This is a genomic window from Actinomadura sp. CNU-125, from assembly GCF_001942465.1.
GTDB lineage: Bacteria > Actinomycetota > Actinomycetes > Streptosporangiales > Streptosporangiaceae > Spirillospora.
The window spans coordinates 50,985-66,056 of record NZ_MKJY01000122.1; the positions used below are offsets into that span (position 1 = coordinate 50,985).

At 74.7% G+C, this 15,072-nt stretch carries 16 protein-coding genes and 2 pseudogenes; 11 read left to right on the forward strand and 7 right to left on the reverse strand.

Annotated features, from left to right (window positions below; all coding sequences use genetic code 11):
* Position 1: 1 nt before the first annotated feature.
* Positions 2–253 (forward strand): annotated as a pseudogene (locus BJF79_RS50970) (GntR family transcriptional regulator); the annotation flags it as partial.
* On the opposite strand, the gene BJF79_RS16435 reads toward BJF79_RS50970, so the two are convergent.
* The 4 genes from BJF79_RS16435 to BJF79_RS55490 all read right to left on the reverse strand — a co-directional run bounded on the left by BJF79_RS16435 (position 254) and on the right by BJF79_RS55490 (position 3,491).
* Positions 254–1,021 (reverse strand): SDR family NAD(P)-dependent oxidoreductase, encoded by a 768-nt coding sequence (locus BJF79_RS16435; protein WP_075898463.1) that lies wholly within the window; start codon positions 1,019–1,021, stop codon positions 254–256.
* 432 nt (positions 1,022–1,453) lie between these two features.
* A complete protein-coding gene (locus tag BJF79_RS16440) occupies positions 1,454–1,645 on the reverse strand; it encodes a hypothetical protein (RefSeq protein ID WP_143219970.1) in 192 nt (63 codons plus the stop codon).
* Positions 1,646–1,839: 194 nt separating this feature from the next.
* Entirely contained in the window at positions 1,840–3,252 is a 1,413-nt protein-coding gene (locus BJF79_RS16445) for a tetratricopeptide repeat protein (RefSeq protein WP_075898467.1), read from the reverse strand.
* Between the two features lie 89 nt (positions 3,253–3,341).
* A complete protein-coding gene (locus tag BJF79_RS55490; RefSeq protein WP_158079195.1) occupies positions 3,342–3,491 on the reverse strand; it encodes a hypothetical protein in 150 nt (49 codons plus the stop codon).
* Between the two features lie 151 nt (positions 3,492–3,642).
* Between BJF79_RS55490 and BJF79_RS16450 the strand changes: the two genes are divergently transcribed.
* From BJF79_RS16450 to BJF79_RS66955, 4 genes and pseudogenes are all read left to right on the forward strand, one after another.
* Positions 3,643–3,924 (forward strand): hypothetical protein, encoded by a 282-nt coding sequence (locus BJF79_RS16450; RefSeq protein WP_075898469.1) that lies wholly within the window; start codon positions 3,643–3,645, stop codon positions 3,922–3,924.
* A gap of 207 nt (positions 3,925–4,131) precedes the next feature.
* The gene (locus BJF79_RS16455) at positions 4,132–5,211 is read left to right on the forward strand and encodes a TIGR03857 family LLM class F420-dependent oxidoreductase (protein WP_075898471.1); all 1,080 of its coding nucleotides are present in this window, start codon (positions 4,132–4,134) and stop codon (positions 5,209–5,211) included.
* Between the two features lie 4 nt (positions 5,212–5,215).
* The gene (locus tag BJF79_RS16460; RefSeq protein ID WP_075898473.1) at positions 5,216–6,253 is read left to right on the forward strand and encodes a phosphotransferase family protein; all 1,038 of its coding nucleotides are present in this window, start codon (positions 5,216–5,218) and stop codon (positions 6,251–6,253) included.
* 70 nt (positions 6,254–6,323) lie between these two features.
* Positions 6,324–6,458, forward strand: a pseudogene (locus tag BJF79_RS66955) (enoyl-CoA hydratase-related protein); the annotation flags it as partial.
* A gap of 10 nt (positions 6,459–6,468) precedes the next feature.
* Here the strand turns inward: BJF79_RS66955 and BJF79_RS16470 are convergent.
* A complete protein-coding gene (locus BJF79_RS16470) occupies positions 6,469–6,930 on the reverse strand; it encodes a nitroreductase family deazaflavin-dependent oxidoreductase (protein ID WP_316043357.1) in 462 nt (153 codons plus the stop codon).
* Between the two features lie 183 nt (positions 6,931–7,113).
* Here BJF79_RS16470 and BJF79_RS60215 point away from each other — a divergent pair, with 183 nt between their 5' ends.
* Together BJF79_RS60215 and BJF79_RS53350 are read left to right on the forward strand one after the other, a co-directional pair.
* Positions 7,114–7,413, forward strand: a complete 300-nt coding sequence (locus tag BJF79_RS60215) for an SDR family oxidoreductase (RefSeq protein WP_075898479.1) — start codon at positions 7,114–7,116, stop codon at positions 7,411–7,413.
* A gap of 36 nt (positions 7,414–7,449) precedes the next feature.
* Positions 7,450–9,072 carry an FAD-dependent oxidoreductase gene (locus BJF79_RS53350; RefSeq protein ID WP_143219971.1) on the forward strand — a complete coding sequence of 541 codons (1,623 nt, stop codon included), beginning with the start codon at positions 7,450–7,452 and terminating at the stop codon, positions 9,070–9,072.
* Here BJF79_RS53350 and BJF79_RS16485 read toward each other — a convergent pair.
* The gene (locus BJF79_RS16485) at positions 9,050–10,366 is read right to left on the reverse strand and encodes a molybdopterin-dependent oxidoreductase (protein WP_075898498.1); all 1,317 of its coding nucleotides are present in this window, start codon (positions 10,364–10,366) and stop codon (positions 9,050–9,052) included. The two genes, BJF79_RS53350 and BJF79_RS16485, sit on opposite strands and share 23 nt — an antisense overlap.
* 247 nt (positions 10,367–10,613) lie before the next feature.
* On the opposite strand from BJF79_RS16485, the gene BJF79_RS16490 reads away from it, so the two are divergent.
* From BJF79_RS16490 to mftR, 4 genes are all read left to right on the forward strand, one after another.
* Complete coding sequence (locus BJF79_RS16490; RefSeq protein ID WP_187357008.1) at positions 10,614–11,033, forward strand: fluoride efflux transporter FluC; 420 nt, start codon at positions 10,614–10,616, stop codon at positions 11,031–11,033.
* Between the two features lie 25 nt (positions 11,034–11,058).
* Positions 11,059–11,433: a fluoride efflux transporter CrcB gene (gene crcB / locus BJF79_RS16495; RefSeq protein WP_075898483.1), complete on the forward strand. Its 375-nt coding sequence runs from the start codon at positions 11,059–11,061 to the stop codon at positions 11,431–11,433.
* Positions 11,434–11,490: 57 nt separating this feature from the next.
* Positions 11,491–12,912 (forward strand): aldehyde dehydrogenase family protein, encoded by a 1,422-nt coding sequence (locus BJF79_RS16500; protein ID WP_158079196.1) that lies wholly within the window; start codon positions 11,491–11,493, stop codon positions 12,910–12,912.
* Positions 12,913–12,999: 87 nt separating this feature from the next.
* Positions 13,000–13,590 (forward strand): mycofactocin system transcriptional regulator, encoded by a 591-nt coding sequence (mftR, locus tag BJF79_RS16505; RefSeq protein WP_075898487.1) that lies wholly within the window; start codon positions 13,000–13,002, stop codon positions 13,588–13,590.
* Here the strand turns inward: mftR and BJF79_RS16510 are convergent.
* The coding region (locus BJF79_RS16510; protein WP_262402120.1) for a GMC family oxidoreductase N-terminal domain-containing protein at positions 13,591–15,072 on the reverse strand (1,482 nt) is incomplete at its 5' end.

Sequence of the window (15,072 nt, forward strand, 5' to 3'; positions counted from 1 at the left end):
GCCTCACATCCGCTGGCTGATCTTAGACGGCGGGTTGCGGCAGGGCGACCGCGTCCCGCAGGACGATATCGCCCGCGCCCTCGGCGTCAGCCGCATCCCCGTCCGGGAGGCGCTGCTGTCGCTGAAGCGCGAGGGCCGGGTCACGATCCGGCCCCATCGCGGCGCGTTCATCGGGGCGCTCGACGAGGCGGCGGTGCGCGAGCAGGGCGACCTCGCCGCCGCGCTGTTCACCGAACGGGAACTGTTCGGCTGATCACTTGGGGGCGAAGCGCTGGCCGCCGTCGAGCCGGATCGTCTGGCCGTTCAGCATCGGGTTCCGGACGATCGACTCGGCCAGCCACGCGTACTCGACCGGCTGCCCGGGGCGGCGCGGGAACGCGGCGTCCTTGGTCAGCTCGGCGACCAGGTCCGCCGGGGCGCCCTCCAGCAGGCCCGTCGCGAAGAGGCTCGGCGCGATCGCCATCACCCGGATGCCGAGGCTGCCGAGGTCGCGCGCCATCGTCAGGCTCATGCCCGCGATGCCCGCCTTGGCGGCGGTGTAGCCGACCTGCCCGATCTGCCCCTCGAACGCGGCGATCGACGACGTGTTCACGATGACGCCGCGCTCGCCCTGGTCGTCCGGTTCGTTCTTGCTCATCCACCACGCCTGGAGGCGGTTGAGGTTGAACGTGCCGATGAGGTTCCACTCGACGATGCGGCGGAAGTCGGCGAGCGGGAGCGGGCCGTCCCGGCCGATCGTCCGCTTGCTGACGCCGCCGCCCGCGGTGTTGACGGCGATGTGCAGGCCGCCGTGCGCGTCCAGCACGTCCTTGAGGGCCTGCTCGACGCCCTCGTCGTCGGTCACGTCGCAGGGGTGGAACGTCGCGGCCCCGCCCAGTTCGGCGACCGTCTGCTCGCCCTTGCCGGTGGGCAGGTCGAGGACCGCGACCGAGGCGCCGCGCTCGGCCAGCAGCTCGGCCGTCGCGCGGCCCATGCCCGATCCCCCGCCCACCACGACGGCCGTCTTCTTCGCGATGTCCACGCTGTCCTCCCTGGATTCCGGCTTCGTATATTAGATTCGATCCGCGTGGACGATCAACGGTCCCGCGGCGCCGCCTTGTCGACCGTTCCCGCCGCGTTGAGCGGCAGCTCCGCGCTTCGGCGGAACGTGCGCGGCACCTTGAACCCCGCGAGGCGCTCCCTGCAGTACGCCGTCGTCCGGCACCGCGTCGCCGGTGACGAACGCCGCCGGGACCTCGCCCATGCGATTCGTCCGGAACCCCGATCACCGCCGCGGCCCGCACGCCCGGATGCTCGCACGGCACCCGCTCGACCTCCGCCGGATACACGTTGAGACCGCCCACGACCACGAGATCCCGCAGCCGGCCGCGTCCCCGGTGCGCAGCCACCCGTCGCGGAGCGCGGTCGCGGTGACGTCCGGATCGTCCAGGTATCCGGCCATGAGCCCGGGTCCTCACGCGAAGATCTCGCCCGTCCCGTCCGCGATGCGCAGCCGCACGCAGGACGTGCGCGCCACCGCCTCGACGGGACCGCCCTCCCGCGTCATGGTGCCCGCTCCGCCCGCCTCGGTGATGAACACCGTCCGGACGCCCGGCTTCTCGCGCAGGTCGTCGAAACCCGGCGGGACGTCCGCTGCCCCGGTCACCGCGACGCGCACCGGACCGGACGGGCGCTCGGCCGGGCGCGCCCGAGTGCATGGCGGGCGGTCCCTGCAGGAACGTCGCGCCGCCCGCCCCGACGAACGTCGCCAGCGCGGCCGACCGTTCGCCACGGGCGGCACGGGCGGGCGGGGTGGGCGCCCGTGCCGTTCAGGCGGTGCGGAGGAGGGCTCGTGCCGGGTCAGTCGCCGGTGATCAGGGACTCGAAGGCGGCGCGGACGTTCGAGTCGGACGGGTCCACGAAGTCCTTCGTGGGCGGGCCGGTGTCGACGCCGCCGAACGTGGTGTAGGGGATGACGGCGGGGCAGCTTCCGCCGCCGATCCGGACCTTGGTGTCGGACACGACCTTCCCGGTCCGCAGTTCGTACGCCTTCAGCGGTATATCGATCCTGTGGAACTTCACGGTCACGCGCTTGCCGCCGTCGTAGCTGTACGGGCAGCTCTGCTGGACGGGGCCGTACTTCGGCTCGTCCATGCACACGACCAGGACGGCTTCTGTGGGGTCGGTGGTGCGCCACTTGCCCGGCAGCTGGCTCGCGTAGTCGTCGTCGCCGTAGAAGAGCGCGCGGTTGGTGCCGTCGCCGTAGGCTTTGGCTCCGCTGTACTGCGCGGGGCTGGAGCAGTACTCCGGTTGTGAGCCCTCGTCCGTTTTCAGGAGCTCGCGGACGTTCGCGAGCTCGATGGCCAGGGTCGCCTTCTTCGCCCCGGCCTTGGCCTCGGTGATGAGCGCGTTGCCCGGGTACAGGCGTTCCAGCTGCTGGTAACGCGAGCGCGCCGAGTTCCAGGAGTCGGAGGACATGAGGGCGTCACCGCACTTGACGAGCGCGGCCGGGGCGGTGCGGTCCACGACGGCGGTGGTGGGGGCGAGCAGGTCCTTGCTCAGCTTCCTGGCGCGGAGCCAGTCGGTGAGCCGGGCCGTCACGCAGGCGTCCTGGGTGGGCAGGCCCTTGAGGAAGCGGTCCAGGGTCGCGCCGACCATCCGCTCGTGGCCGGGCACGTCGGCGAGGACGGCGGCGAGGCCGTCGAAGCCGGCCTTCAGCGCCGTGGTGTCCCCGGTCAGCGCGGTGGTGAGCTCGGCCGCGGCCTTCTCCAGCCGACGGCACGCCCGGACGGTGTCGTCGCCGCGGGCGGCGAGCGGTGCGGCGGTGAGGCGGTGGCCGAACCAGATCCCGCGCAGCGCGTCCAGCGCCTTCGCGCAGTCGCCGTCGCGGCGGGCCTGCGCGGCGGTGCCGTCGATCGCGACGGCGTCGACGCGCAGGACGCCCACGGTGGCCAGTACCGGGAGCGTGACGCAGAGCGCCACCACGCGGTAGCCGCCGTGCGCGGCGTGCGGCCGGGCGAGGTGCCACCCGTGCCCGATGAGGCCCAGCCACCAGAGGAGGAACACGATCTCGAACCACGTCGAGCGGGCGGCGGTGGTGAGAACGATGATGAGCACGAGGGTGACCAGTCCGGTGGCGGCGGCGAGCCTGCGCCGTCCCATCATCAGGTAACCGACGTTGAACAGTGATGCGTTGGCGGCGGCGACGGCGAGCCGATCGTGCTTGCGAGGCGGCGGCGGCGCGTCCGGCACGGCCTGCGTTGGTTCTTCCATTTGGTCCCTTCGGCACGGAACGGACGTTTGTTGCCGTCATTGTTTCCGGCCGGGCGCGGGAGGGGTCCCGGCCCGGCCGGTTCCGGACGTCAGCCGAGGGTGATGCGCCGATGGGCCACGCGCCAGCCGGACGGGCCGCAGCGGAAGGCTTCGCGGTAGTGGCCCACCGATTCCAGGCGGCGTCCGGCACCGGCGGCGACGATCTGGGCGCGGCCGTGCTTGGCGGGCGCGCCGGGCATCTCCCAGACGGCGCCCTAGGCGAACTGGTCGCCGTAGTCGTCGAGGTCGCCGTGGTCGGACAGGTGGGCGATCCGGGCCACGACGCCGCGGATCGCGAGGCCGTCTCGGGCGGCACCGGTCATGGTGTGCTCCTCCGACCCTTGTTGAAGAATGGATTTAATATATAAGCTCGTCCGGTTTCACCTGCCGCGCCTCAACCCGCTCGGCCTCGACCTCGCCGCGCCCGCCCTCTTCGAGCACGGGACGCACGAGCAGCGGCTCCGCTTCCTGCCGGAGACCGTGTCGAACGCGGAGGTGTGGTGCCGGCTGTACGCGGCCGCCATGCCTGCCGAGGTGCGCGGCATGCTGCGCCAACACCGGCCCGCCGAAGGAACCCGACCCGTGGGAGGGTCGCCCCTGGCGCGACGTCCCGCGCGGCTGACCCGCCGCTAGACCTATTGGCAGGACCGCGATTATATATAGCATCAAGTTTTACAACCGGGCGCCCGATCGGGCGCCCGGCACGGGTCCACGGGCGAACTCGCTGGAGGCGACGCACATGCCGGAGTCCGACCGCGCGGAACCGTCCGGCGAACTTCGTGTCGGGGTACGAGCCGCTCAAGGTCAGGTTCACGCCGACGGCGCGCGGCGGGGCCGGTCATGACCGGCGACCTGCCCGAGCTCGGCTTCTACGGGCTGCCCGGCCATTCCGGTTCGCCGCGCGACCTGCTCGGCCAGGTGCGGGACGGCGAGCGGCTCGGCCTCGGGTCGGTGTTCCTGTCGGAGCGGTTCGCCGCGAAGGAGGCCGCGACCCTGTCGGGCGCGGCCGGGGCCGTCTCCGAACGGCTCGGGATCGCCACCGCCGCTACCAACCACAACACGCGGCATCCGCTGCTCACCGCGACGTTCGCGACGACGATGCACCGGCTGACCGGCGGACGGTTCGCGCTCGGCCTCGGCCGCGGGTTCGACATGCTGTTCGACGTCATGGGCCTCCCCCGGGTGACGACCGCGCAGCTGGAGGACTTCATCGGCATCGTGCGCCGGCTGTGGCGGGGCGAGGCGGTCGTCGACCATCACGGCCCGGCGGGCGACTTCCCGTACCTGAACCAGGACGCGTCGTTCGACGAGGACATCCCCGTCCTGCTCACCGCGATGGGCGAGCGGACGCTCGAGTTCGCGGGGTCGGTCGCGGACGCGGTCGTCCTGCACACGTTCTTCACCGACGAGACCCTCGCGCGGTCGGTGGCGGCGGTGCGGCGCGGCGCGGAGCGGGCCGGGCGGGACCCGGCGAAGGTGCGGGTGTGGTCGGTGCTGGCGACCGTCGGCGACCACCTCGACGAGGAGGCGCGGCTGCGCAAGCTCACCGGGCGGCTGGCCACCTACCTGCAGGGGTACGGGGACCTGCTGGTCCGGCTCAACGGCTGGGACCCGGCCGTCCTCGCCCGGTTCCGCGCGGACGACCTGGTCGCCGGGTTCCCCGGCGCGTTCGACGCCGTGGCGACCCCCGACCAGCTCCGGCGCGTCGGGGAGCTGCTGCCCGCCGCGTGGTTCGAGGCGGCCGCGACCGGCGGCGCGGACGGCTGCGCGCGGCGCGTCGTCGACCAGTTCGACGCCGGGGCCGACGGCGTGATCCTGCACGGGGTGACGCCGTCCGAGGTCGAACCGGTCGTGGAGGCGTACCGGAAGGTCCGGCCGACGCGGATGGCCGATGTCCCCCGCAACCCGGGGAGGAGCTGACGGCATGCACGTCATCGACACGCCGGACGGGTTCACCCCCGCGGCGCTCAGCGAGATCTTCGAGGCTCCGGTCACCGGCGTCGGGTGGGAGAAGGTCGGGTCGGGGCAGATCGGCGCGTGCTACCGGCTCCGCCTGGAGTGCGCGGACGGCGCGGACGGCGTCCCGCGCCGGCTCGTCGCCAAGCTCGCCGCCGAGGACGAGGGCTCCCGCGCGTTCCTCTGGCCCGTGTACCGGGCGGAGGTGGCGTTCTACCGGGACCTCGCCGCGACCGTGGACGTGCGGACGCCGCGCTGCCACTACGGCGCGATCTCCGACGACGGCACCAGTTTCGTCCTGCTGCTGGACGACCTCCATCCGGCGGTGCAGGGCGACCAGCTCGCCGGGTGCACGCCCGAGCAGGCGGCGGGCGCGGTCGTCAACCTCGCGGGGCTGCACGGCCCCCGCTGGTGCGACCCGACGCTCCTCGACCTGCCGTGGCTGAACGCCGTCGGGGACGGCGACGCGGCGCAGCTCGGCGAGGTGTTCGGCCCGGCCGTGGAGACGTTCGTCGAACGGTTCGCCGGGCGGCTGGCCGACGCGGACGTCCGGACGCTGCGGCGGTCGGCGGAGGCGATCGCCGCGTGGGTCGTCGGACGGCCGGAGCGCTTCGGGCTCGTCCACGGCGACTACCGGCTCGACAATCTGCTGTTCGCCGACGACGGGCGGGTGACGGCGGTCGACTGGCAGACGCTCGGCGTCGGGCATCCGCTGCGCGACCTGGCGTACTTCCTCGGGACGAGCCTGTCGCCGGACGACCGCGCCGCCGGCGAACGCGACCTGGTCGGCCGCTACCACACCGAACTCCTGCGGTACGGCGTCACCGGCTACGACCTCGACGCCTGCTTCGACGACTACCGGTTCGCGGCGCTGCAGGGGCCGCTGATCACCGTCCTCGGCTGCGCCTACGGGACGCCGACCGAGCGCGGCGACCTGATGTTCCTCGCCATGGCCGCCCGGTCGTGCGCCGCGATCCGCGCGTTGGGCACCCTGGACCTGACATGACGCGAGAACCCGCTCCGGAGGACCGCCGAATGCCGCAGTACAAACGCTGGACTACAGGGCCGAGGACGGCATCGACCGGGTGACGCTGAACCGGCCCGAGGTCCACAACGCCTTCGACATGCAGATGATCGATGATCTGCACGACCGCCGGCGCGCCCTGCGGCACGGCGACTCCGTGCGGGTGATCGTCCTGACGGGCGCGGGCGACAAGGCGTTCAGGCGGGCTCGCAGACCACGACGGGGATCTCCCGGTCCGTCCACGACTGGTAGTTGCCGTAGTCGGCGTAGAAGGCGACCACGCGCGGCCACAGCTCGGCGCGCTCGTCCGGCGCGGCCGCGCGGGCCCGCATGCGGCGGACGTCCCCGCGCAGCCGCACGACGACCCGCGGGTCCGCGCACAGGTTGAGGTACCACAGCGGGTGCCGGGGCAGGCCGCCCTGCGAGGCGACGAGCAGGACGCGGTCGCCGTCCGGCATGCAGACGAGCGGCAGGGTGCGTTCCCGGCCGGTCTTGCGCCCCCGGGTGGTGAGGAGGCAGACGGGCACGCCGCCGGGGAACGCGGCGCCGAACCGCCACGTCGCGCCGAGCCGCCCGTCCGTCACGCGGTACAGCTCGACGTGCGCCCGCGACAGGGCCTTCATCGCTTTCGCGCCGAACGCCGAATCGAGCCACTGCAACGGATTCCTCGACGACATGGTCCTCACTTCCGTACGGAGCCGGGCGGGCTCGGCCCGCCTCGGCGGCGAGCCGATCAGCACGCTAACCTGATCGAATCAAGTATTCAATATAAACTACGCCGGGAGGGCGGATGGGGAGCCTGGACGGGACGGCGGCGCTGGTCACCGGCGGCGGGCGTCCGCGTGAACGGCGTGCGCCCCGGGGTCGTCCGCACGGAACTCGTCGCGGGCATCGCCGACACCGGGCCCGTCCTGGACGACTACCTGTCGTGCATGCCGCTGTCGCGGGTCGGCGAACCCGAGGACAGCGCCGGGGCGGTCGCCTTCCTCGCGGGGCCCGAGTCGTCGTGGATCACCGGCCAGGTCCTGAACGTGGACGGCGGGCACCATCTGCGGCGGGGGCCCGACTATTCGTCGCTCTTCGAGCCGGTGTTCGGCGGGGACGCGCTGCGCGGCGTCCGGCCGGAGAACCCGCCCCGCTGACGGGCCGGGCGCGGCGGCCCGTGCGACCCTGTGGTCATGCGCATCGTCATCGTCGGCGCCGGGATCATCGGCGCCGCCCTGGCCGACCGGCTCGCCCGCACCGCGGAGGTGACGCTGGTCGAGCGGGACCGGCCCGGCGAGGGGACGTCGGGCGCGAGCTACGCCTGGCTCAACGCCAACGATCCCGCCGACCCCGCGTACCACGCGTTCCGGGTCGCGGCCCTCGACGCCTGGCGGCGGGTCGCCGCGGAGTTCGGCGACCCGGCCTGGTGCCGGTTCGCGGGCAACAGCGCGTGGGCCGTCGCCGAGTCCGAACGGGCCGCCCTCGCCGACCGGGTCGCACGGCTGCGCGACCTCGGCTATCCGGCGACGCCGACCACCGCCGCGCTGCTCCGCGAGGCCGAACCGTCGCTGCGTCCGCCCGCCGACGCGGTCATCGCCCGGTTCCCCGGCGAGGGGCACGTGCACGGCTCCGCCGCGGTGCGCCCTGCTCGGCCGCGCCCGCGAGGCCGGGGCCGGGGTCCTCTCCGGGACGTCCGCGACGCGGCTGAACGTGCGCGGCGACCGCGTGACGGGCGTCCGGACGTCCACCGGCGACGACCTGACCGCCGACGTCACGATCTGCGCCGCCGGCCGGCACAGCCCCGCGCTGCTCGCGACCGCCGGGATCGTGCCGCCGCTGGTGGACGCCCGCGGCAGCCCGGGTCGTCCGCGCCGGGCCTCACCGCGACGACCACGCCGGTCCCGGGCCTGCTCAACGGCGTCGTGCACTCCCCCGGCCTCGACCTGCGCCCCACGCCGGTCGCCGGTCTCGTGCTGGAGGCCGCCGACCTGGACGCCGCCACCGACCTCGCCACCCCGCAGGCCGAGCTGGACGCCCGCGCCGCCGAGCTGCTCGACCGCGCGCCCGCGCCGTGTTCCCGGGCCTGGCCGCCCGCCTCGACCGGGTGCGCCGCTGCGTGCGTCCGCTGCCGCTCGACGGCCGCCCCCTCGTCGGCCCGCAGCGGCCCGGCCTGTACACCGTCGTCACCCACAGCGGCATCACCCTCGCCCCGTACCTGGCCGGCCTGGTCGCCGGGGAGATCGTCGGCGCGGCCGCCGAACCGGCGCTCGCCCCCTACCGCCCGGACCGTCCGATGCCGGGGGTTCCGGGGGGCGAGCCGTCCCGGTATCCGGGCCTTTACTGAAGCCGAGGCGGAGCACGTAGAGGGCGGCGCTGAGGGCGAACAGGGCGGCGGTGACCAGCAGCCAGCGCCCGAGGTACGGGTCCTCGGTGCGGCCGCTCGCGGCCGTGTAGTCCCGCTCGCTCCACCGCGTGATCATCGGGAAGAACAGCAGGAGCAGCAGCCCCGACGCCGCGAACGGCACCCTGAGATGGTTCACCGGCGAAGGGCGTCCCGGCCGGGCGCGCGACGCTCCGGTGAGCGACCGGTCGGCGAGGGCGTAGAGCGGGAACAGGACGAGGTCGTGCGCGACGGCGGCGCCCGCGAACCACGCGAGGACGAACGGCCAGGGCGTCGTCGTGAAGACGCGCAGCGCCGCGTACCCGGCGAGCGCGAAGCAGACGGCGAGCGCGAGCAGGTGCGTCGGGCCCGCGCCGTAGCGGGCGCGCAGCCGGGCGGTCGCCGCGCGCACGTCAGCGCGTCCGGAACTCGATGAGGCGCACCCACTTGGTGTTGTGCACGCCGGGCAGGGCGGGGACGATCACGCGGGCCGGACGGCCGTGGTCGAGCGGCAGGTCGGCGCCGTCGACGCGCAGGGCGAGGAGCGAGTCGGGGTCGGCGACCTGGTTGGCCTGCAGCGTGGCCTGGTTGAACGCCCCGTACCGTTCGGCCGACCGCACGTACGCCGACGCCGGTTCCGGGACGCCGGCGGCCGCGGCGAGATCGCGGAGCCGAACGCCGCTCCACGTCCGGACCGTCGCCCATCCCTCGACGCACGCGATGGGCAGTTCGGCGGTGTGCTGCGGGAGTGCGAGCAGGTCCGCTCTGTCCAGTTCCAGGGTGCGCCCGCCGCCGCGCAGGACGAGCCGCCAGCGCGCGCCGACGTCCTCGGCCGTGATCCCCGCCGCGGCCGCGGTGCGGTTGACGGGGAACTCGCCGGGTCCGGGCACGTGTCCGCCGCGCGGGGCGAGGAACGCCGTCCGGCGGGCCGCGCCGCCGATGACCTGCCCCGCCGTCATCACCGCGACCAGGAGGCTCCCGCCGCCGACGAACGCCAGGGCGCCCCGCCGCGTCATGGTCGCCGGGCGCGGGGCCGCGGGCACGAGCCCGTCCGGATCGGGAGGTTCCGGACGGTCGTCGCGCAGCGCGTCGCGGAACGGGCGGGACCGCAGCGCCCGCACCATTCGCGGCAGCTTGATCGTCACGTGGGCGGCGAACGCGCCGATGAACACCCACGCGCCGTAGTAGTGCCCCTCGTAGAAGCCGAACCCGAAGACGTACGCGTACTGGATGTTCAGGACGCCCGTGACGATCTCGAACAGGATCCCGCCCACGAGGAGCAGCAGCGTCACCCGTTCGAGGAGCTGCGCGAACGAGCGGGCGGGCGGCCAGGCGAACAGCTTCGGCGCGACCGACCACAGCTTGCCGAGCACCACCGGCACGAGCGCCAGCCCCAGGACGACGTGCAGGCCCTGCGTCACCCGGTACAGCCACGCCGGACGCGTCGGCCACTCGAAGTACGGCAGCCGCAGCCACCCGGCGTCCGGCGGGAACGCCTGCCCGAACCGCGGCGAGTACGCCGCGTACGACAGCAGCCCGGTGACGGTCACGATGGGCAGCCCGGCCAGCAGCACGACCGCGAACACCGACGTCAGCCACGGCCCGCGCAGCGGGCTCCGCCATGCCCGGACGCGGCCGAACCCGGGCGGGCGGCGCCGTTCGAGCGCCCGCCACAGCCGCACCGGGGCCCCGTACCGGGTCGCGCCCGGACGCGGTTCACCCGGGCGCATCGTGCCCCGGCGCACCGCCGCACGTGACGATCATGAACTCATGGTAGGAACCGGCGCGCGAACGCTTCGGACATGAATGCGCGGGCGGCGTCCAAGCCTTGGCAAAGCGCACGCCCGGGTATGCTGGGCGGCGCGAACGGCGGTGGGGCTCGCCGTACCCGAACCGCGGCATCGTCGCCGCCAACGGTCCCTGCTTGTGGTCGACGCGCCCGGACGTCCGGGCCCGCACGAGTAGGAGACGCCCACGATGACGTTCCCCTCGATCCCCCGTGAGAAGGCCGTCGCCGCGCCGTCGCGCGTCCGGGGCGAGGCCGCGGTGGTCGCGGCGGTCTCGGCCGGTGGCGGGCTCGGAGCCGCCGCGCGCTACGGCGCCTCGCTCTTGTGGCCCGTCCACGGGTCCGCCTTCCCCTGGACGACGCTGGCGGTGAACGCGCTCGGCTGCGCCCTGACCGGCGTCCTGATGACCGTCCTCGCCCGCGCGCGGGCGCCGCACCGGCTGGTCAGGCCGTTCCTCGGCACCGGCGTGCTCGGCGGGTTCACGACCTTCTCCGCCTACGCGGCCGACGTCCACGGCCTGCTCGGGGACGGTCACGCCCGCCTCGGCATCGCGTACCTGGCGGCCACGCCGGTCGTCGCGGTCGCGGCGCGTGGGGCGCGGCGGCCCTGACCCGGCGGCTCGTCCCGGAGGCCCGATGACCTGGCTGCTCGTCGTCGCCGGGGCGATGGCCGGGGCGCCGCTGCGCTACCTCGCCGACCGCGCCGTGCAGGCCCGCAACGGCACGGCGTTCCCCTGGGGCACGTTCGCCGCCAACGTGCTCGGCTGCCTGGTCCTGGGCGTGCTGACCGGCGCGGTCGTGCACGGCGCGGCGTCGGATCCGGTGCGGCTGCTGGCCGGAACCGGGCTGTGCGGGGCGCTGTCGACCTACTCGACGTTCTCGTACGAGACGCTGCGGCTCGCGGAGTCGGGCGCGCGACTGCTCGCCGCCGCGAACGTGCTGGTCAGCGTCGTCGCGGGGATCTTCGCCGTGGCCGCCGGGATCGCGGCGGCCGAGGCGCTCTGGGCGTGACCGCGCGAGAATACTATTCTTGTGATCGGAGAGTCTTCGTATCGCAAGGAGGACGGCGTGCCGGTTCGCCACGACCACTGGATAGGCGGCAAGGACGAGCGGCCGGCGGGCGGCGCCTACCTGCCCACCGTCGACCCCGCGACGCGGGAGCCGGGCGACGAGATCGCGGCCGGTTCGGCGCCCGACGTCGAACGGGCGGTGGCGTCCGCCGTCCGGGCCCAGCCGGAGTGGGCGCGGCGGCCGGGGGCGGAACGGTCCGAGACGCTGCACCGGATCGGCGACGCGATCGAGGCGAACGCCGGTGAGCTGATGGAACTGGAGCGGGCGTGCACCGGCAAGACCCCGGCGCAGCTCCGCATGGAGGCCGACATGTCGGCCGCCTACTTCCGGTACTACGCGGGCGTGCTGCGCGCCCACGGCGGGCGCACCATCGACCAGGGCGCCGGGCACCACACCTACACGCGGTTCGAGCCGTACGGGGTCATCGCGGCGATCACCCCGTGGAACCTGCCGCTGAACCAGGCGTGCCGGGCGCTGGCCCCGGCGCTGGCCGCCGGGAACGCCGTCGTGGCGAAGCCGTCGGAGTTCACCTCGGCCTCGACGCTGCACCTGGCGCGGCTGGCCGCCGCGGCCGGACTCCCGGACGGCCTGCTCAACGTCGTGACCGGCACCGGGCCGGACGCGGGCGCGCCGCTGGCCGCGCACCCGGGCGTCCGGCGCATCACGTTCACCGGGTCGGTCGCCACGGGACGGCGCCTGGCCGGGCGTCGCCGCCGACCGGCTCGTCCCGGTGACGCTGGAGCTCGGCGGCAAGTCGCCCCTGGTGGTGTTCGCCGACGCGACCTCGACCGGGCGGTCGCCGCCGCCGTCGCGGCCGTCGCCACCAACGCGGGGCAGGTGTGCTCGGCCACCGCCCGGCTGCTCATCGAGTCCTCCGTGCACGACGAGGTCGTCGCACGGATCGTCGACGCGGTCGGCGGGCTCGAACCCGGCACGGACTTCGGGCCGATCATCACCGAGGACCAGTTCCGCAAGGTCCTCGGGCACTTCGACGCGGCCCGCGCCGCCGGGCTGACACCGGTGACGGGCGGGTCCGCGTACACGGACGGCGCGGCGGCGCGCGGCCGCTACATCCGCCCGACCGTCTACGCGGGGGTGCCGCCGTCCGCGCCGGTCGCGCGCGAGGAACTCTTCGGGCCCGTCCTGGTCACCATGCCGTTCACCGGCGAGGACGAGGCCCTCGCCAGGGCGAACGACACCGACTACGGGCTCGTCGCGGCCGTCTGGTCCGGCGACGTCGCCCGCGGCCTGCGCCTCGCCGAGCGGATCGACGCGGGCCAGGTGTCGGTGAACGGCGGCCCGCTCACCATCGAGACGCCGTTCGGCGGGTTCAAGGACAGCGGCCACGGACGCGAGAAAGGGATCGAGGCGCTGCACGAGTACGGGCAGACGAAGGCGATCAGCCTGTCGCTGGGCTGAGCGCGCGGCGTCCCGGCGTGGGAACCTGGTGGGGTGACGTCGTCCGGTGACAGGTCCAGTGACAGGTTCGGCGACGGCCGCCGGGTGATGGGACGGCCGCGCGTGACCTCGCGGCCCGCCCTGGAGCGGCTGGCCTTCGAGCTGTTCGCCCGGCAGGGGTTCGACGAGACGACCGTGGACGACATCGCGGCCGCCGCCGGGATCGGGCGGCGCACGTTCTTCCGCTACTTCGCGTCCAAGAACGACCTGGTGTGGGGCGATTTCGACGAGCAGCTGCGGTGGCTGCGCAGCCTGCTGGACGAGACCGACCCCGCGACGCCGATCATGGACGCCGTCCGGCACGCCGTCGTGGAGTTCAACCGGTTCGACCCGCAGGAGGTGCCGTGGCACCGGCAGCGGATGGAGCTGATCCTGACGGTGCCGACCCTGCAGGCGGACGCGACGCTGCGCTACGCGTCCTGGCGGAAAATCGTCGCCGAGTTCGTGGCCGCGCGGACCGGGGAGCGCGCGTCGGCGATGGCGCCCCGGCTCGCGGGCAGCGTGATCCTGGCGGCCGCCGTCGCCGCCTACGAGCACTGGCTGTCCGCTCCGGAGGGGACGCCCCTGGCGGACCTGCTGGACGAGACGCTCCGGCGGGTCGAGGCGGGCTTCGCCGAACTCGGCGCCGCCCCGCGGTGATCACTCGCGGCGCAGGTCCGCCGCGGCGATCTCGCCGATGAGGACGGCCGTCGCGGCGGGGCCGCGCAGCGGCGCGGCCGGCAGGATCGAGGTGTCGGCGACGCGGAGCCCGCGCACGCCGTGCACCCTGCCGCGGGCGTCGACCGCCGGGCCCATCGGGACGGTGCCGCACGTGTGCTGCGACGTCCCGAGGCGCGCGCGGATCCACGCGTCGAGCACGCCGTCGTCGTCCACCGGGACCGGTTCGACCGTCCCCGCGCAGACCTCCCCGAAGGCCCCGGCGCGCACGATCGCGACGGTCGCCCGCACGGCCTCGCGCATCCGGCGGCGGTCCGCGCCCGTCCGCAGGTACCCGTAGTCGATCTCCGGCGGGACGTCCGGGTCGGCCGACACGGTGCGCAGGCTCCCGGACGTCCGGGGCGTCTGCACCGACGCGAGGAAGGCCAGGGGCATGCCGGGGACGGCGACCCGCCCGCCGACGAGCCCGGCCATCGGCACGAGCGACTGCAGGATCTCGAGGTCGCCCGCCGCCGGACCGTCCGACGACGGCAGGTGCAGGGCGCCGCCGAGCCACGAACCGGACGGGCCGCCGAGCGGCCGCCGGGGCGTCCACTCCACGACGATCTGCGGGTGGTCGCTGAGCGCGGCGCCCACCGGGAGGTCCCGGACGACCGCGATCCCGGCCCGTTCGAGGTCCGCCGCGGGCCCGATCCCCGACAGGTGCAGCAGGTGCGGCGTGGCGAGGGCCCCCGCGCACAGCACGATCTCGTCCGCCTCCAGGACCGTCCCGTCCGCGGCCACGACGCCCGTCGCCCGGCCGCCCCGGACGACCACCGACCGCACCCCGCGGCCGCCCGCGACCGTCAGGTTCGGCCGCGCGGACGCCGCGCCGAGCAGGTAGGCGAGCCCGGTGTTGACGCGGCGCCCGTCCACGGAGTTGGACGGCACCGGCCCGAACCCGGGCGGCTCCTCGGCGTTCTTGTCGGGTTCGTCCGGATACCCGAGTTCGCGCGCCGCGTCCCGGAACGCCGCCGCCGCGGGATGCTCCAGGCCGGTCCGGCGCACGGGCATCGGCCCCCGGTCCCCGTGCAGGGCCGTGGCCCCGTGGTCGAGGTCGTTCTCGAGCGCGCGCATGAACGGCAGCGCCCGCTCGTACGACCACCCGTCCCCGCCCGCCTCCGCCCAGCGGTCGAAGTCCGCGCGCCGGGCCCGCACGAAGTAGCCGCCGTTCACCGTCGTCGACCCGCCGAGCACCCGCCCCCGCGCCGCCATGTACGGCATACCGGGCGCGAGCCGCGCCGGGAACGTCCGGACGGCCGGATGGCCCGGCCGCGCCCCGGGGACGAGCCGGGCGTCGAGCAGGTCGCCGGGGAAGGCGGACGGCACCGGCCCGGCCTCCAGCACCACGACCTCGCACCCGGGATCCTCGCTGAGCGCGCGCGCCCAGCACGGCCCCGCTCCCGCCCGCCCCGACCACGAGCA